General features: G+C 44.3%; 18 protein-coding genes. 1 reads left to right on the top strand and 17 read right to left on the bottom strand.

The features are described 5' to 3' along the window. Nucleotides 1-15: 15 nt before the first annotated feature. From LDK34_RS08280 to LDK34_RS08265, 4 genes are read right to left on the bottom strand one after another with little or no spacing between them, the layout of a single operon-like run. Nucleotides 16-1521, bottom strand: a complete 1506-nt coding sequence (locus tag LDK34_RS08280) for a hypothetical protein (RefSeq protein WP_236941701.1) — start codon at nt 1519-1521, stop codon at nt 16-18. After that, nucleotides 1514-3157: a hypothetical protein gene (locus LDK34_RS08275; protein WP_236941700.1), complete on the bottom strand. Its 1644-nt coding sequence runs from the start codon at nt 3155-3157 to the stop codon at nt 1514-1516. Before LDK34_RS08275 ends, LDK34_RS08280 begins: the two co-directional genes overlap by 8 nt. Then, a complete protein-coding gene (locus LDK34_RS08270) occupies nt 3132-4319 on the bottom strand; it encodes a phage tail protein (RefSeq protein ID WP_236941699.1) in 1188 nt (395 codons plus the stop codon). The genes LDK34_RS08275 and LDK34_RS08270 overlap by 26 nt, the downstream gene beginning before the upstream one ends. Next, complete coding sequence (locus LDK34_RS08265) at nt 4312-5223, bottom strand: phage tail domain-containing protein (RefSeq protein ID WP_236941698.1); 912 nt, start codon at nt 5221-5223, stop codon at nt 4312-4314. Before LDK34_RS08265 ends, LDK34_RS08270 begins: the two co-directional genes overlap by 8 nt. A gap of 69 nt (nt 5224-5292) precedes the next feature. On the opposite strand from LDK34_RS08265, the gene LDK34_RS08260 reads away from it, so the two are divergent. Then, the gene (locus LDK34_RS08260) at nt 5293-5568 is read left to right on the top strand and encodes a hypothetical protein (RefSeq protein WP_236941697.1); all 276 of its coding nucleotides are present in this window, start codon (nt 5293-5295) and stop codon (nt 5566-5568) included. Nucleotides 5569-5592: 24 nt separating this feature from the next. On the opposite strand, the gene LDK34_RS08255 is transcribed toward LDK34_RS08260, so the two are convergent. The 13 genes from LDK34_RS08255 to LDK34_RS08195 all read right to left on the bottom strand — a co-directional run bounded on the left by LDK34_RS08255 (nt 5593) and on the right by LDK34_RS08195 (nt 17522). Further along, complete coding sequence (locus tag LDK34_RS08255) at nt 5593-9411, bottom strand: tape measure protein (protein WP_236941696.1); 3819 nt, start codon at nt 9409-9411, stop codon at nt 5593-5595. After that, nucleotides 9408-9713 carry a hypothetical protein gene (locus LDK34_RS08250; RefSeq protein ID WP_236941695.1) on the bottom strand — a complete coding sequence of 102 codons (306 nt, stop codon included), beginning with the start codon at nt 9711-9713 and terminating at the stop codon, nt 9408-9410. Before LDK34_RS08250 ends, LDK34_RS08255 begins: the two co-directional genes overlap by 4 nt. A 23-nt stretch (nt 9714-9736) precedes the next feature. Beyond that, nucleotides 9737-10264 (bottom strand): tail assembly chaperone, encoded by a 528-nt coding sequence (locus LDK34_RS08245; RefSeq protein WP_236941694.1) that lies wholly within the window; start codon nt 10262-10264, stop codon nt 9737-9739. 28 nt (nt 10265-10292) lie between these two features. Further along, the gene (locus LDK34_RS08240) at nt 10293-10961 is read right to left on the bottom strand and encodes a phage tail tube protein (RefSeq protein WP_236941693.1); all 669 of its coding nucleotides are present in this window, start codon (nt 10959-10961) and stop codon (nt 10293-10295) included. 44 nt (nt 10962-11005) lie between these two features. Next, nucleotides 11006-11401 carry a hypothetical protein gene (locus LDK34_RS08235; RefSeq protein ID WP_236941692.1) on the bottom strand — a complete coding sequence of 132 codons (396 nt, stop codon included), beginning with the start codon at nt 11399-11401 and terminating at the stop codon, nt 11006-11008. Nucleotide 11402: 1 nt separating this feature from the next. Further along, nucleotides 11403-11888 (bottom strand): HK97-gp10 family putative phage morphogenesis protein, encoded by a 486-nt coding sequence (locus LDK34_RS08230; protein WP_236941691.1) that lies wholly within the window; start codon nt 11886-11888, stop codon nt 11403-11405. Then, entirely contained in the window at nt 11878-12222 is a 345-nt protein-coding gene (locus tag LDK34_RS08225) for a hypothetical protein (protein WP_236941690.1), read from the bottom strand. Before LDK34_RS08225 ends, LDK34_RS08230 begins: the two co-directional genes overlap by 11 nt. Continuing rightward, a complete protein-coding gene (locus LDK34_RS08220; RefSeq protein ID WP_236941689.1) occupies nt 12219-12587 on the bottom strand; it encodes a phage head-tail connector protein in 369 nt (122 codons plus the stop codon). Before LDK34_RS08220 ends, LDK34_RS08225 begins: the two co-directional genes overlap by 4 nt. 16 nt (nt 12588-12603) lie before the next feature. Next, nucleotides 12604-13707, bottom strand: a complete 1104-nt coding sequence (locus tag LDK34_RS08215; protein ID WP_236941688.1) for a major capsid protein — start codon at nt 13705-13707, stop codon at nt 12604-12606. A 14-nt stretch (nt 13708-13721) separates the two neighbouring features. Continuing rightward, nucleotides 13722-14093 carry a hypothetical protein gene (locus tag LDK34_RS08210; protein WP_236941687.1) on the bottom strand — a complete coding sequence of 124 codons (372 nt, stop codon included), beginning with the start codon at nt 14091-14093 and terminating at the stop codon, nt 13722-13724. Between the two features lie 13 nt (nt 14094-14106). Beyond that, entirely contained in the window at nt 14107-14763 is a 657-nt protein-coding gene (locus tag LDK34_RS08205; protein WP_236941686.1) for a DUF4355 domain-containing protein, read from the bottom strand. A 108-nt stretch (nt 14764-14871) separates the two neighbouring features. After that, the gene (locus LDK34_RS08200) at nt 14872-15783 is read right to left on the bottom strand and encodes a minor capsid protein (protein WP_236941685.1); all 912 of its coding nucleotides are present in this window, start codon (nt 15781-15783) and stop codon (nt 14872-14874) included. Further along, nucleotides 15783-17522: a phage portal protein gene (locus LDK34_RS08195; RefSeq protein WP_236941684.1), complete on the bottom strand. Its 1740-nt coding sequence runs from the start codon at nt 17520-17522 to the stop codon at nt 15783-15785. Before LDK34_RS08195 ends, LDK34_RS08200 begins: the two co-directional genes overlap by 1 nt. Nucleotide 17523: the final 1 nt, after the last annotated feature.

Genomic DNA, 17523 nt, shown 5'->3' with positions numbered 1-17523 from the left:
AGCCCTCAATGAGGACTATACGAATTGTTCAATTAAGTTAATGTTTTGTGTGAGGGCTGCAATCATTGAATTGTAGTCTTCTTTACGTAGCAGCAAAGCTCGCGGTATTGGCACATTGACTAGTTGAAGTTGATGACCAACTCTGCGAATTACAGTCGCGACTTGTTCTAGCAGTTCAATTGACTGCTGTGAACTCTGAATCACTTGCAGACGAAACTCACGTCCCAAAGTAGTTGCAGTAATTGAATCCACATCAGCACTGACATCCAAATCAGGATAAATCCTTTTGAGCTTTGTTAAGCAGTCAGTTGTGAACTGTGCAACCTGACCGAAGTCAGTGTTGAGTGTGTCTTTCAAGTGCCAGATATTATCAACCGTTGCCAGTTTGATTGGTGCAGTATACGTTGCCAGCAATTTTGGTGCATTCGTAATCGTATACGTATTGCCATTTACCGTGACTTGATGATCAGCACCGCTAGTCCAACCAATTAGCTTGTGTTCAGTGTCTTCAATGTAATCGAAAACAAAGTCAGCAGCATCATTGCCAACGCTGATTCGCTGATTGAAATAGTAGCCTTTTAACTCGTGCAGCCAATACTTCAGAGAAGTTGCGGCTGGGTAAGCGTTCCAATCATGATCGAAAATTGTGTAACCACCATTATCGTCCTGGTATTCATCCCAAAAACCGTAATGTAGTACAAATGGTACTTGCATATAGTCAAAAATGAACCACGCCCGTGCAAGCCAATTGGCCTGCTGGTTAACGTCCATTGTCGAACGGTTGTAACTAAACTCCGTGACAACTAGCGGCAGCGTTGCGTTATCTGGCGTTGCCATGTATTGCAACAGCGATTCAGGTGAATGGGGGTAGCCAGTCTTGGAATCCTCAAGGTACGGATGCACAGAAACTGCCTCGCCAAAACTCATCAAGCCATCTTGAACCATCACATCCCATTCGTCTGCCCATTGACCCTTTTGCAAATCATAAGGGCCACGGTACAAATCCCCGTTTAAGAATATTGAACCAGGGTCGTATTGACGAACGTAGTTATACAAAACCTTGTCGACACTCAGCCAATCCTTAATCAAGGAATGATCATAGTACGATGACTTACCATACCAAAATCCTGGGTTATTTGCTTCGTTAGAGGCATCCCAAATCAGGTTGCGACCGGCTAAATGTTGCACATAACGCTTATTCCAATCGTCCATATCGTGGATATGATTAGGATAATCGACTGCATCACCATTCAGTGCTGCACCAGCACCTAATGTTGTACGGACTGCCATGCCTGCGTTCTGTGCCATGTCAAACGCACCATCAATAGCACCAACGTCATCATTAGCATTATCTGGACGTGAACCGATTGAGATTAGGCCAACGCCTAAATCTAAGGCCGCATCCAGCTGTTTTTTAAAGAAAACAGCGTTATAACCAGAATGATCGTATGGCCACAAGAACATACCGAATCGTTCATTGAAAGGTTTGCGACGAGCCAATACATAAGATTGATTAATCATTTACTGCCTCCTCACTCCAAAATGATATGTTGATATAGATTTCATCACCTTTACCAGTTCCGCTAGGTGTCCCAGCAATAAGCTGTGTACCAGTAGAATCGAAGTTGACCACGAATCCTTTGCCCCAACCACTAGCAGTCGAGCTACCAACTACGGTTCCATATTGGTTAGTCGCTGGTTTGGGTAGATTTGTAAACACGCCAATTGTACTTGAAGAAAAAGCCTCCATCGTCCCACCAACCAGTATGCTCCCATGTAGGGTAATCAACTGTGCGTTTGGACCAAATTTTACTGTCTCATACGTGAATGGAACGCCTAGTGTAAAACCGTTTAGTGGAGTAAATGTCACGGAGTGTGTCTCCACGCCGGGCTTAATCCAGTCCGTAGATCGCGGAATGTAGTAATTCACATCCACATCGCGTTGATACAGCGCTACCGCACCCGCCATACCTTTTGAATACTGAATCGTTACAGTAGTAGCACCGCTTGGATAACTTGTTTTTGGCTCTAAGGCATCTATGTCAAATTTATTCGATCCATTAATTAGATTCTCATTCACATCGATGTTTTGAGTCCACCCAACTCCACCATACGACAATGTTAACTTGTCGTTTGCCGCGCCATCAAATACATGCAGGATAGTGTTAAAACTAGCACTCACATCGTTAAGGCTCAACTTCATCCCTGCACCAACAGCGTTATGACCAGAAACATCATACAGTGTCTCTGGCTTCCATTGGTTAACCGGCAAGTAAGCACCTGATCCCGTTGTTGCCTGAATTCGTTTCATGACTGCAGATAACGGATCACTACTACCGCTCAACTTAATATCGTCAGCATAGACAGTGCCATCTAATCTTAAATCACCATTATTGCCATACTCGCCTCTGCCATCCGATAGCTTAGCAACCGTGCCATCCAAATTAGGGACATCTTCTGGTGCGGCCATCCACGCAGCATCATCAAATACAGAGCTGACAATCATCAAATCAGCACTCGACATGAAATTACAGCTTACTTTGATAAATGCTGTGTTAGTTGGTGTGTTCTTATAAAATTCGATTATTGAACGTGGATTATCACCAGCACCTTTACTGGTAATCGTCCAGATAGTTGACGATAGGTACTTTTTATCCTTATCAAAAAATCCCACGGTCACCTGTTTACCAACTGCCGCTCCCCAGCCAACAAACACAAGATGTGCAGCCGGATCATAGTCAATTAGAGTGGTCGTTTTTGAATCGGGGCTTAGCACTGTTGCCTCGCCATTCGAGTCTAGCGAATAGCCAACTGTTTGGTACTTTTGAACCCAATGGTTACGAAACATTGCATAGTTCTCAACCTGGCTTAAATCAGCCTGCTTTGCCATTCCGCTAACATCTGGAATATCGGCTTTTGCCGCAAACTTACTAAAGTCTGGCAACTCACCTTTTACGACATAGCCGTTAAGTGCATCCTTTGTTAGGTAGGCACTCATGTCTGGCTGTGGAATCTTAGCGATGGCAGCAGCTAGTTCGTCCTTATCAACCAAACCATCCGGTATCCCAAGAATAGCGTCCCAAGCGGTAAAAGGCCAGTACACAGTACCATTTTGATGAGCAAGATACTCTTTATGAGTTTGGTCGATACTGGACATCGCTCACACCTCCATCAATCGTTTTTAAACCCGGGAAATGTTCTTCATTAACGCGAATATTATTCGCAATCGCAGTCAGATTAGTTATTTGATTATCGTGATCACGTACTCGATTACTCAATGTTAACGAGATACTGCGGAGCGCTGCTGACGTGTTGTCTAACGTAATTGTCGGCATTGATGCTGGATTATACGGATTCTGAGTAATGCCTGTCACTGTGACCTCACGTTCCAATCCAACACTAGGGGCACGTAAGTACCAGCCATCCCCTTTGTTGATTACGGTTCGACTGAGATACTGCATCGTCAGTTGCAACGTTGGTTCGGTCTGTAAAGTTGATTGAACGTACTGTTGCATTGATCCTTGATCAGTAAATCGTTCATCGGAAACAGCTGGTCCACGATGCAGACCATACTTGTTGATACTGTCTTGATCGGAAAACAAAAACTTAACCTGGTAGTTACCCTTAGTTAAGTCATTGTTTGAAGAACTATTCTCGTTATCAACTGGCTTACCATAGCACCAGCACTGGTTAATCAAATTACTCGAATCCGTCGATAAATGAACCGTGTCCGTATTGCCACCATAAACAAACATATTGTTGGTCTCATGACGAAACGTGTCACGCGAATAAAAGTGAATATGCAGGTTATCCGGTATCATGACAGCACCAAACTTATCTAGATAGCTCGTCAAGAATTCAAGAAACGACGTGTTTCCCAAGTTTTCAATTTGTACTGACTGAAAGTTGCCATTATAATCAACCGTCACACCCTGATCGTTGCCATTCACAAATTGACTGCAAGCATCTTGAAACGAATAGGTCAGCGTACCAGCATTAATATCCTCTTTACGAACATTCTTTAACACGTCATACATAATATGAACAGCCTTGACCTGATTAGTCAAAATACCAGCATCAACGGCTGGACTAGCCTGCTTAATGACATACTGTTGTCCACCATACACAATCATGTTCTGTGTTTGTAACAGATTGAAAGCAGACGTGTACCCTGGCAACAGTCGTGCTGTCAACGACAGTTCCATCGACTGGTTCAGCGACCACGCATCTTGAAACGAATCGTGCGCATCATTGATGTTCAATCGTTCCTCGCTATTACCATTACGTTCACGCACCACCAATGACGGATAACTAAACATAATAGAACGGCGTATCGAAACTGACAGTGGCATCGGTACAGTCGGTCAGTGTGAACTGATTAGCACCACGTTGTAATGAGATGATGCCGTGATTCGTATCAATGCCGCATTGTTGGCCGTTGATAAACGGATTAACGCCAGCCAATTTCAGTTCATCCCCAGCACTTACTTGACGATTACACGTGAACGTTTGCCCTGTCGTCTGATTGGTCAGTGACGGCTTGCCGTTCGCATGGATCGTAATCACTAACGGGTGCTGCTTGATGTCGGGTTCGATCATAATGTCACCGAAGTTCATCACGGTAAAACTGTCTGTGTTGAACGTATATTGTGGCACACTACCAGTCATCTCAATGCCTTGGCCTAACGCCCAGATTGGTGAATCAAAGTCATTTATCTGTTGCGTCGTTCCCAACGTTTGACCAACCCCAGCAGAGTTGTTGAACGTCACAGTGGCATAGAAATCCTTGTCGTTGGGATACGTTGGCTTGAACGTCTTGGCTTTCACCTTAAATTTCAAACCAGCATGGTTAGCAAACGTAATCCAATACTCATCACGAGCATATAGAAAACGTTCTAGTGCTTGATAACCTAGCGACTGGTCGTTTTCATCTTCGCCAAAAGCATAGAACTGCGTCACGATGTCTCGTTGATCATAACGCGAAGCCATCAGCGTTTGACCGTCTTGTTGACCAATCACTTGATACGTTTCAGCTGGTGTTAGGTCGGGTAACACAGCGTCATACATATAAACGTTCTTCAAATCAGGAACATCAAAGCAGGATACCCAGTTCACACCGTCCGTACTGATGGCGTACTCAACCGGGTTGAATGGTAACTTGTTGTCGATCTCACTGAACCGATACGCATGTGGTTTATTGGTACTTTGCGAAAACACTTGCACGATACGCGCCTCCTTTCTTTTATGATTTTGTTGGCTTAAAATTAGGACATCAAACAAAGCGAGGTAATGATGATGCCATTATTCGGTAAAAATGACGACAAGCCTAAACTAATTGAAACCGTTGGACCAGTACCAGAAGGATATCATTCTGAAAGTATACTAATTTCAGAAGAAATAACTGCTTCCGGCATTGGAGCACAGTTAAAAGTTCTAAAAGACTTGCAAAGTAAATGCCGAGAAAGAAATTTGGACGGCTACGCAAATTTGAAATTCACTGCCGCCGGAGCCGAAACAGGAGCAAAAATAACCGTTTTTGGCTATGCAGATGGTATCAAACAAAATTAAAGACACCCATTGGGTGCCTTTTTATTATGCTTGACCTTGCGCTTCGGCCATACGATAGCGACCAGCACTTACACGTTCAGTTGTCTTAGTGACCTTTTCACCATCTAGGTATGTGTCATCGTCCTTATCCCGAATCTCCGTCAGCCTTTCAATGATGGTATCAAAAAGTTTCGTAGAAATATCTGAACGGCTTTCATCTGATTGAGCGTTAGCAGTATTAACATGCATCCCTGTTGCCGATGGCGTCGTTGCATCACGTAGTTGTGGCTGTTCCTGTACTGTCCGTTCATAGGCTTCGTTAATGAGTTGCATCGCATTACCCATACGAGGGTTAACTACAAACTCATCCCCGTGTTCAGCGATTGGCGCTAATTGAGGTGTCGTTGGATGGCCACCAGTCCACCAACCGTGACCTTGGCCGATATAATTCCATGTCCCCATTGCATCCAAACGACGAATGGCGGCAATGATCTGATCAAGTCCGCTCTTGATGTTGGTGTGACCACCGATAGCCCACTGTCCGAATGTCTGGGGTATGAATTGCAGTAACCCTTGTGCAGGATTACCGTTCGCCATATTTACATCCCAAACTTTTTGAACAATATTGTTATCCCCACCAGATTCAGTAGCGATTTGAGACAGCAAATGACCAATCTGCGAACCAGAAAGCGGTGCATGATGCAAAATATCAGTTGCTTGGCCAATAACTGAACGCCAACGATCAACTGCTGGCCCTGATGGTCCATTAGTATTCTCGGACTCAATTTTTTTCTGAGTTTGGCTCAGCATGTCCTTAAACTTGTTGACGGCAATTGAAGCAATCTTGTTCACAGTTCCGGTCGCCAAATCACCAAAACTAGCGGCACCTTTAAACAAGCCATCAGTCGCTTTATGCAGAACTTTCGAGATGTTCCCTAACGGGTCTTTCATAAACTTCTCAACCGCATCCGCTTTGTCGCCAATCCACGAACCAATGTCAGACAGCTTACCCTTTGTCCAGTCTATGGCATCACCAACAATCCCACCATCGGCATAGCGTTGGACACCAGCCGAATGCATGATATTAGCAGTTTCATCCCCATTGTAGACACGAGTACCGACTGGCAATGGCATAACAGCGTTACGTTGATGAGACATTTTCAACTCACCGGACGGCAATTGTAATAGCTCTTTCCAGTTCGGACCTGCACCGTCGTTAATCATGGACAAGCGAGTATGAACCACACCACCTTGTTCGAACTTAACTGGCTTCATGTGTGGAATGCTAGTTTTATGATCGGTAAAGAATTGCCAAACCGTATCAATCGCGTCAACGCCAGCATTAATGACGTTCAATACGCCATTAATACCGTCTTGAGCGGCACCCTTAATGCCTTTCCAAATACCACCGAAGAAGTCACCCATGGCTGACCACATTGAATTCCAAACAGAGCTAATAGCACTTAGTATGTTGCTAATCACACTCTGAATATCCTTCATGTAACCGCCAATAGCGCCAGAAATACCATTCCAGATATCCGTGAAATAATCCTTAATATCACCCCATACCGCACTCCAGCGACCATGGATGATATCGGAAACCAATTTAATTACATCAGCAATAGCATTCATAGCCCCGATAACTAATGGCTTCATGACATCCCAAGCCAACCTTAGTATTGATGCAATAGCATTCCAAACTGATTGCCATGTACCTTGAATAAACTTCAGCACAGCGGATATCGTTGCGCTTATAGCGGCCATCCCTAGGTCAACAATAGGTTTGATTACTGCCCAAGCAACTTTAAGAACGGTCGATAATAGACCCCAGCCAATTTTCCACACGTCAACAACCAAGTCGATGCCTAATTGAATAGCTGAACTAACAACTTTCATACCGGCGGTAACAATTGGTTGAATCTGTTTCCAAACACTTTGAACTGCTTTGACCGCTTCGTTGAAGAATGGACCAAAGGTCTTTCGAACCCAGCTAATCGCATCCCCCAACCACTTAACTGCATCTTTGTAGAACTGTTTAATTGAATCCACAATCCCATTCACAAAATTTCTGAATTTAGCATTGTGTTTATACAGCTCGACCAAGGCAATCACAATAGTTGAAATAGCTGTAATCCAAATCGTAAATGGAACAGCCTTTAATGCGGACCCAAAAGCTGGAAAGATTTTACCTGTTGAGTTTAATGTGTCGCCAAACGCTGCAATTGACTTCTGTGCGGTAGAGAATGCAGCCGTTTTTTCAAAAGCCTTCTGCAAGTCTTGAAAGCCGCTTATAAATCCCGTAATTTTCTTCACCGCAAATGCAGCTACTAAAATCTTGCCAAATTCTTGAATGGCACTCTTGTGTTTCAAAATTGCGTCTAAGGCGGACTCAATCTGTTTAAGTGGGTCACCAGACTTCTTGGCACTATCACTGACCAATCCAAACGCACTGGCAATATCTTTAACGATGCCACTGACCGTTGACCAGATTGATTTTGCCAGAATACCAATGATTTCACTGATGTCACTGATAACAGCTAGAATATCTTTTCGATGGGCAGCAATGTAAGACAGTACGTTAGTCGTACCTTCCATAACTTTAGACAATCCACCAGATATCAAGTTGGCGTATTGTTCCATAGACTTATCTGATGTCAGACTTTGTAAGTCTTTCAAAGCGGACTTCGACATGTTGAATGAAGACTTTTCAATATCCCCAAACAACATACTGGTTCGACTTTGAAGGTACATCGACATCCCTTGAAACGACGTTAATGCCTCGGCTTGACTGCTCTTGTACTTGTTACCTAATTCATCTAGTGCTTCTTCAAAGACCTTACCGGTCAGTTTGCCTTGTGCGGACATTTGATAAAGTTGATCCATCGACTTCCCTGTGGCCTTTTGTAAGGCTTCACCAAACATTGGGAATCGATTGATCATAACTGACATATCTTCGGCATTGGCCTTACCACCGGCGTCAATCTTTGCAAATTGTTCACCGGCTTCAGCTAGGGCATCATTACTAACATGCAAAGTGGACCCAAGATTAACGAAGTCTTGCGTCCACTTTTTAGTTTCCTGTGCATTTGAATGAACATGGTAAAACGACTGCGCCATCTTATCCAGCGCTTCTGATGAATAGATAGAATGCTGTGACATGTCATTGATGAAACCGACTAACTGTTTCCCGTCTTGTGGGGCTTCAGTAGTTAAGTTATGCCAGTTGATACGCATGGTATCTTGCTGGATGTTGTATTCCATACCAGCCCTTGTTGCTTCATGTAAACCGCTTAGTAACGCAGCCGTTCCACTGGCAATCACTGAACCAGCGAACGTGCCCATCAACACATCATGCAGTTTGCTACTGGACTTAGTGGTCTCATCAGCCGCTGAACGAACGTGTGTTAGTGGTTCAGTCACCTCGTCGGTAACTTTTAGATTAGTGTTGTGACTAGTTGGAACATCTCCGATGTTTTTCTTGAAATCTAGAATCTTATTAGCTTCAGTAGTGGCATTGACCTTAACTAAAGTGTCTTTCGGCAACTCTTTAATATTTGTTCCGAGCTGCTTAGCATGGTCAATTGCTTCACCGGCATTAGCCGTGATATCGAGTTTTGTATCTTTAGGAATACTGGTCATTTCAGATTGCAAGGCTTTAGCATCTGTCACGACTTTGTTGATAGACTCCGACCCAGAAGTCCCCAGCATACGCATGGCATCTTCTAACACCTTAGTTGGGCTCACTGACCCATTAACTAGGTTGGTCGTGTCGGCTAATAATTGTTTGACACGAGTTAATGGACTGGTGACATCATCAACGAATGACCACCGGACCTTTTGGTCAACTACATAATCGGCACTCACTTGCTGTCACCTCCGTGCATTAACTGATATAACATCATGTTTTGGTCGTTACGAGCTTGCTGTTGCTTGATAAAGTATGGGTCAAACTGCTGTTTAATCTTGGTTTCCTGCCGCTTCAAATTCTCTGTAATTTGTTGTTCGTAATCTTGGTTCTTCTCACCGTCCGCTAGCAGGACAGGCCGAGTAAAACTAGCAGCTTGCTTTTGTGCATACAAATCATCAATACGAGCCAGTAACGCACCTTTCAACATAGTGTTGTATTCGTGAACTGTCATATCGTAAAAGACATTAATGTCTGTCACTCCGATATAACGACGAGCACCTTCTAGCCAATTTGAGAGGTCGTCGTCTCTGCTGCCGGTGCTTCCTGAGGTGCCGTCATCTTGTCGAAGGCGTTCTCGCTGTCGTTGATTTGATCCAGACCGACTTGATAACCCGTCTTCTGGTTGGCTGCTGCGGCTGTGTCGTTGTCGGCCAATGCGTCTAACTGTGCTTGCAAGATGGTTCGCAATTGTTCGTTGCGTTTCTTCCAGGCTTTGGCCTTGATCTTGAAAAAACCACTGTTGTTTAAGGCGCTAACTGCATCACGGAAAGCCGCATCCTCCGAGTCGTCGTCTTTAAATACTTGGTCGTCCAGCGCATCGAATAAGTCATCGTCACTTGGGTGGTCCCCAGCTAAGGCAGCTTCATAAAATGACAGCAAAGCGTCTGGGTCTGACTGAACTAAACCTGTAATCAAGTTGCTAAAGCCTGATTTATCGTTGTCATCCCCAAGCTTTTTGCCTAAGACTGACCGAAAGCGGAAATTAATCCGTGGTGTGAGTGATTTACCGTTAATGTTTAGTGCTTGCATGATTTAAGAATCCTTTCTTGTTTAGAAGTTACTTACCAGTTGTTGTCGAGCTTGTTGAGCCAGTGCTTGATGTATTACCAGCTGGTTGTGATTCATCTGGCAATTGAGTTGTCGCACTGTTATCACCAACATCTTGACCATGACTAAATGCGTAAAGTGCCTGACTCATGACGTCAAATGAACCGTCAGCTAAATCACTTTCTTTAATTCGTGCGGGTGTACTGTTATCGCCTTCCGTGTCTACAGCTTCGCCCTGAACTTCAAATGTCGTGTTGGATTGCGTAATCGCACCAACACCTTCTGTAATTGGCAACTGTGGTACTAAGCACTGTGAGTATTCAGCCTCTGCTGTGCGGTTAGGCGTTGTTCCCTGCAGCGTGTTAAAGTCCACCTTCCAGAGATGGATAACTTCACCTTTAGACCAAGCATCATTCAATTCGTGATATAGTCCATCATTTTGTGTGTAGACCAAGTTCACGACTCTCTGTTGGGTCTTAGCACCAACGGCTTTCAGAGTGACCGTCTTAGTCTGCACGTTAGTGGCCGTCCGTGTGTTAGTACCAGAACTGGCACCTTGTAACCCTAAAACTTCTGGTTTACGTGACTTCGGCCAACTATCACGCTTGTAAAAGTAAATAATCTTATCCGCAAATTTAGGACTGATAACTTCAGTCGGTGCTCCAATTCCTGATGGCATATTTCTGCCCCTTTCCAAAATAAAAAGACGCCTAAGCGTCTCAGTTAATAGCTAACTTGATAGTCCACTAGTATCGGCACATGAAAAAGTGTCCGGTCTTCTAGTGAATTATCGGTAATAATGCGACTTGAGTAATGTGTAGCCTTGAATGGATAGTTCAACCCAGTGAGTAACTTTAAACGGCCAGTGACAATCTGTTGCAAGTTGAGTGCATCACCGTAAGAATCATGGTCAACGTATAAGTCAGCAGTCAGTGTAATTTGGTCTTGACTGCCATACTTTTGCCGACTGATGTCCACGCTATCGGCAAGGCTTAAATCAACCTGCGGAAAATGTAGATTGTCATCATCGTCACTGGGTAATAGGACCAGCACATCAACGCCTTTTAACGCTTGCTGTGCACTCAATATCAAGTCTACTGCTGGATAGATGGATTCCATGTTAAGCCTCCTCACTCGCCTGTTTGAGCGCCTTGCGGGCAGTTTCATTTAGACTATTCCCGATTGCATCCCCAGCAGGTTTCATAAAGGGTTCAGCAGCCATCTTCTTCGTGCCGAATTCGACAGCCTGACCGTATTCATAGTCTTTCTTTGACATGGCTTGTGGTGCAATTTCAGTCTGCATACCGCCTGATCTGTCGTGTGCTTCGATACTACGCATTAAGTTCCCAGTTGGTACATAACCGGACTTCTTACCGCCAACGTTGGCTCGTTCAATCTCGCGTGCTTTACCTTGAGTGGCAACACCCGCGTCATGAATGACCTTCTTAGCATTGGTATCCATAGCAAACTGCAATCGTTGAAGATGTGCAACCCCTTCACCAGAACCAACTAACGCCATCGTATGCATCAGGTTCTTAATCGGACCCGACCAGTCATCGGTCATGCGATAGCGAACTGTCGGAATGTGTTTATTGTTAGTTGCCACTTAGATCACCTCCGACTATTTGCTTATCGACGACGATATAAAAGTCAGTCTTGTGTTGATGATGAGCGATTTTAGTAATGGCGTAGTTAGGTTCAAACGACTTACTGTCCATTCCTGACAGACCGATTCGTTCTGCTAAGTGTTCACCAGACACTCGGACAATGCGTGCGTCAGCATAAACTTTACCGAATGCTGTCATCTGTCGTTGGTCGCCCATTTGATTAATACGTGCATCAGCAATGGTTTCAATCAATTCTAGTTTCTTTTTGCGATTCAAGGAACCTGCTGGCGTTGATGACTGGTTGCTGAGTAGATAAACTTTTTCAATCCTCAATCCCAAGTCACCACCGATCCAAGACGATTTGCACCAGACTGATTGTCCACATACTTGTTCAACAATGTGGTAAAAGGCTTCATGTCGTCATCTGAGAACGTGAAGGACAAACCTTCTTCTGATGTGGCGGTCGTGCCCTCGGCACCTTCCTGAACAAACTTGGCAGCGGCCATCTTACGAATAACACCATCGAGTTGTTTAGGCACATCCACGTTGTTGATGAAGATACCGATAGCGTCCAGCGCATCCCCGATGTACAACGTTAGTTTTGCATCAAGGGCAGTGTCATTATCCTTCAAGTCACGCATCAACTTCACGCCAGTCAGCAAGCTCTTAATCCGTGTAGCACGTTCATCATCGGTCATAGCGCACCTCCGCTAATTACTTGCTTGAACCTGAAGTTGTGGTACTTGTTGAACTAGTTGTGCTAGCTGCTGGTGTTGCACCGGCAGTCGTGTCCAAGATAAAGACAGAATCAGCCTGTTCAAATGATGGTAATGACATCATAGAAACTTTAGTCTCAACATTAACTGGATCAGTTTTTGTCATGGTCGTAACCGCAACACCGGTGTCCACAATACGAACTTGGGCAGCGGATGAAGCCAATAAGTCAGCTTCTTCTGGTGTTGTCCCAAAATGGGTTTCACCGAGGTCAACAGCTGGCATGAAGATTGCCTTACCGTCTGGGATAAACTTCGTGAACTTACCATCAGTACCAACGTAACCCTTGTCGTAGATAGCAAAGTCCAAACCATATTCATCTGAGATGTAGCTCATAATAGCGGACTTAGGTAACACAACGTTTGTCTTACTTGCAGCATTGGCTAACAAGGTAGACTTGATTGCGTCATTACTTGCCAAAGTGTTCCATGTTGCACGGTTCATCAAGACACGTGTAATCGTAGCGCCGGTCTTGTTAGCAATCTGGTCAGTAATACGAGTGAAATCATCAAACGGATTACCCTTTGCATCACCCCAAGCAACTTTTGAAGCACCGATGTTTTCCTTTGGCATGTCATAATCAATCGTCATGTCCACACCATTACCAGAAACGTGTGCAAAACCAGTAGTCAGTGCTTCCATACGAATCATTTCACGACGTAATGCAGCACCTTGGATCAATTCAACATCGTCGTCGAAGATGTGGGCGATAATCGTATCACGCAAGGTTTGATCAGCACTGTTACCCAACATCAGTAATTGTTGACGTAACTTTTCATCCACGTACTTAGATTCTTTGAAGAATGCCAAGTCTTGGGTTAGCTTGGTCAATCCTTTACGACCACGTGGTACAACGTTTGAATCAAAGGCTGATGGTGCTAAAGCAACTGGTGCACCAGAAGCACCCTTCAACCAATCCATTTCCATCCCCACTTGACGAACATTAGGGAATAAAGTTTCACCTAAAAAGGGTTGTTGTTCTTGGGCAATCATTTCCCAGTATGCCGCAATGTTTGTAGCGTTGACTAAATCAAAAATATTCATCGTTTTTTATCCTCCTATTGCCGGTTAAAGAACGTAACTTTACCAGCAAGTGACTTTTTAGCGGCATCTGACACAGTGACATTTGGAATACGGGCTGTATTCACAAAGCCAAAGATGATGACAGTGCCAGTCGCATTACCAGCAGTGACATCAACATCATGTTCTAAGACACCCTGTGCGTTAGCATCTTGACCAGCTGATAACACAGCTTGTGAGTCATCTAAGAATGATGTTGAGCCACCAACCACTGTGCCAGCGGGAATCACCTTGCGACCAAAGTTGTCAGCCGTTACACCAGTTGAACCAATCAAAGCAGGCAAGGCTACTTTGTGTTGTACGTTTCCCAGAACTTGATTTTCTGAGATGAAATCATGTTTAACTGTCATGAGTTAAACCTCCTTATTTGTTACCAAAGAAGTCATTTGCTGTCTTCTTCGGATGGGTTGCTTTCGCTAATTTTTGGGCGAATTCAGTGTCATCATGACTACTACCATTATTTACGGATTGACCAGGATTACGATTGCCCTTTAAACGTTCTTCAACGCCAGCTTGAACCGCTTTATTAAATGCTTTACCAAAGTTTTCCACACGTTGTGAACGTTTGTCAGCGTCGTTATCAGTCAAGATATCTGCAAAGTCTTCTGGCAAACTGTTCTTAGCCAATAAGTCACGTGTTGCACTGACTGATTCACGGCGATTCAATTCAGCTTCACGCTTATCCAGTTCGGCTTGGTGTGCCTTTTGGTCGGCTGATTCACGTTGCTCTTCGGTCATCTTGGCACGGCTCTCACCGTCTTTACGAGCTTGCTCCAGTAACCCTGGCAATGACTTGTTTTTGAAGTCATCCATTGCACTAGAAATCAAGCCACGAACATCTTTACGGCTAAAGGTCTTGTCCGCACCGTCGGAGTCATCCCCACCATTGCCATCTTCATGCTCACCGTCATTATTGTTTGATTGAGTGTTCGACGCATTGGCGTTGCTGCCCTCACCGTTACCAGCCGGTTCTGGTTCAGCAAAGTACTGTAAATTCATTGGTAATAATCGTGTAAACATAATAAATTCCTCCCGAATACTTTCTAAGTGGTATAACTATCAGCTGTTCTTTTACGCCCGCCGCCGAAGAAAGGGCATAATAAAAGACCGTTCAATCACTGAACAGTCTTAATTCAATCCATAATATTTTGGCATCTTACTAAAATCGACACTGTAATCGTCATCAGTCACTTCAATAATCGTGCACTGACAATTCGGGTGAAACGGTGGTAGTGTCACACCTTCTGTCGCTTCATCCATGCTGAACTCTTTGCCATCTAATCCTTCACACTCTTCACAAGTATTGGCTGATAAGGCGGCTTCAATCTTGTATCGCTTAACGTTGTGTTGTGTGAAATCATCAACCAGTCGCCGCGAGAATTCACCACTAGATTCGGTTCGTAGAATGCGTTCAGACCGCTTCTCGGATGAATCAAGTTTAGTCGCAATTTCTTTACGAAAGTCCTGTGGCTTGTAATGGTTCTTTAGGACGTCATCAACTTGATCGTCTAACTGTCGCATTAGGGCTGCCTTTTCTTTATAGATACGATCTTGCCATGAAGTGCCCTGCCACCCTGGGTGATGGTCACCCACGATCTTACGCACGGCATGTTCAGTTTTAGCCCGTGAGTAAACGGGCTTATTTGGTTGTGGGTTAACTTCTGGTGCTCGGTCAACATGGTCTAAGTTATCTTGAACAATTTGCTTTTCGCCAAGTGCCAACTGAACCAAGATCAAGTTAACTTTCTGTTTGGCAACATCCCCGTATGTCTTCATACGTTCATCACGGAATGTTTGATTTACAAAGGGTCGTTCATCCATGGCCGCATTCACAGCTACCTTAGCAATATCGTCCATCAGCTCTTGTATCTGAGACTTTGGCGCAGGTGATGACCAATTAACCTCATCAGCAATAAACTCGCTCAACGCATTCGTTATGTCGTTACTGGCAGTGCTGAATAAATCAGCAAGTTCCGTGACACGTTTGTCGTTTTCGCCATAGACTTGCTTGGCAAGTTTCAAAACGTCCTTGCGTTCCATTAATTACCACCACCCTGCTGCTTTCGTTGATTGGCGATAGCTTGCAAAATGGCTGTCTGTTTATCCTGTTCGACAGATTGCACACCCGTTGGTTCAGGATTGGTATCATCCCCGTTACTGTCTTGTTCTGGCGCCGTGCTGTCCGAATCTGACGACTTATCAAAGCTGTCAGGATAATCACCCGGCATTGTGACTCTCGGTTCAGAATCAGCTTGTGCGTCCATTCGTGATTGTTCTTCATCAGGGTCAATACCAGTAACTGGCTGTGCCATCTCCCACAGTGTTTGCTGACTAAAGTCACCAGTTTGTGACAGTTTTTGGACATTGCCAACAATTTCTGAATCATTCTTAGGTAAGTTCGGCGTGAAGATTGGGGTGATGTTCTCAATTAGGTCAGCACTCTTAATTTTTCCCAGTGTGTACCAATAGTTACCTAACAGCCGTAAACGTCGCATTAGGCCACGGGCATACAGCTCCTGTTGGGTTGCCCGCTCCTGATCGCTACCCCACAGTTTGTATGACATGGCCACACCAGATGCGTTGCTGGCAAAGTTTTCGTCAGCGACATTCGGCGAATTGGTGAACTTGTGCATGTTATCAGACAGTGTTTTTACATAAGCGTTCCAAGCGTCAATCGGTAACTCTTTAGTCAAGTACTCAGCTTTAGGTGGAACAACAGTGTTACCACCTGTTCCATTTTGAACCTGCGCCGGTTTCAGCCACATGTATCTGCTCAATGAATCAACATCAGGATGTACTTTTGGCTTTCCATTTTCATCAGTGCCAAAGTCGAATTCCCCTGAAATAACTAACGTTGCGTTGCTAAAATCTTCTTCGCTGTTCGCCATCTCAGAGATTGCTTTGTCGTAGGCGTCGAAGTTGTCCATCTCACCTTCCCAGTCGCCCAGTCGTTCGTCATTATTGACGTACTCGGTCACTGGCACAGCTCCAAAGTAATGTTCCTCAAAGCTATCTTTTTGTTGTGGGTCAAAGGTTAATTGCGAGTTTGGATAACCGGTTGGTTGATAGTGAATGATGTGGTCAGCCGTATAGACATCGACATACCACAATGGCGTCTCATCGTCTTCTACATAGTAATAATGCACTGCAAACAGTGAATGCTGTTCAGGGTCCGTGTCATAGACAACAAATGCTTCACTAGGATCTAATGCCATGACGTAAGGGTCGTTAGTATCCTTATTGACGTAATTCAACTCATACGCACGTCCAGTCACGGATAGATTCTTCTTCATGACCTTTTCGTGATAGGCCTCATTAGTCCGTTTATCAAAGTCATCGACAACCTCATTAACGACATTCCTGTCAGCATCATTCTGATTGGAATCGTCGTTGTACTGAAAACGGATTGGATTACCAAAGGTATACCCAACCCGCATATTCGTAATATATTTTGGCATCTCGTTAGCAATCCGATTATCAGCTCGGTTAACGGCCTTACCAGAATTCCAAAATTTAATGTCGTTAGCACCAATGTAATAACGTTGCATAGCCAAAATACGCTTTAGTTGATGTGTGTAATGCCGATTAATAAATCGACTCACGACATCCCCTAAAGCGTCTGGATCATCTTTTACTTGTGCAAACTTATTGGCATCTATCTTAAACGTTCGATTGGCGTCTTGGTCAAAACGTGGACCATTTAGCATCTTTACATCCCGTTCGCCTGGATAAAATGACCAGGGATGCATTGTTGATGGTGCATTCGTATCATTTGCCATA

The sequence above is a fragment of the Furfurilactobacillus milii genome (assembly GCF_021654115.1).
GTDB lineage: Bacteria > Bacillota > Bacilli > Lactobacillales > Lactobacillaceae > Furfurilactobacillus > Furfurilactobacillus milii.
The sequence above is the reverse complement of the archived record's forward strand: the minus strand, read 5'-3'. Positions and strand labels throughout refer to the sequence as shown.

Bases quoted from the DNA above. Each gene is read 5' to 3' on its own strand.
- LDK34_RS08245 (WP_236941694.1), bottom strand. From the start codon at position 10,264: ATGCAAGCACTAAACATTAACGGTAAATCACTCACACCACGGATTAAT.
- LDK34_RS08195 (WP_236941684.1), bottom strand. From the start codon at position 17,522: ATGGCAAATGATACGAATGCACCATCAACAATGCATCCCTGGTCATTT.
- LDK34_RS08275 (WP_236941700.1), bottom strand. From the start codon at position 3,157: ATGTCCAGTATCGACCAAACTCATAAAGAGTATCTTGCTCATCAAAAT.
- LDK34_RS08200 (WP_236941685.1), bottom strand. From the start codon at position 15,783: ATGGAACGCAAGGACGTTTTGAAACTTGCCAAGCAAGTCTATGGCGAA.
- LDK34_RS08215 (WP_236941688.1), bottom strand. From the start codon at position 13,707: ATGAATATTTTTGATTTAGTCAACGCTACAAACATTGCGGCATACTGG.
- LDK34_RS08205 (WP_236941686.1), bottom strand. From the start codon at position 14,763: ATGTTTACACGATTATTACCAATGAATTTACAGTACTTTGCTGAACCA.
- LDK34_RS08270 (WP_236941699.1), bottom strand. From the start codon at position 4,319: ATGTTTAGTTATCCGTCATTGGTGGTGCGTGAACGTAATGGTAATAGC.
- LDK34_RS08280 (WP_236941701.1), bottom strand. From the start codon at position 1,521: ATGATTAATCAATCTTATGTATTGGCTCGTCGCAAACCTTTCAATGAA.
- LDK34_RS08235 (WP_236941692.1), bottom strand. From the start codon at position 11,401: ATGGAATCCATCTATCCAGCAGTAGACTTGATATTGAGTGCACAGCAA.
- LDK34_RS08210 (WP_236941687.1), bottom strand. From the start codon at position 14,093: ATGACAGTTAAACATGATTTCATCTCAGAAAATCAAGTTCTGGGAAAC.
- LDK34_RS08260 (WP_236941697.1), top strand. From the start codon at position 5,293: ATGATGCCATTATTCGGTAAAAATGACGACAAGCCTAAACTAATTGAA.
- LDK34_RS08220 (WP_236941689.1), bottom strand. From the start codon at position 12,587: ATGACCGATGATGAACGTGCTACACGGATTAAGAGCTTGCTGACTGGC.
- LDK34_RS08240 (WP_236941693.1), bottom strand. From the start codon at position 10,961: ATGCCATCAGGAATTGGAGCACCGACTGAAGTTATCAGTCCTAAATTT.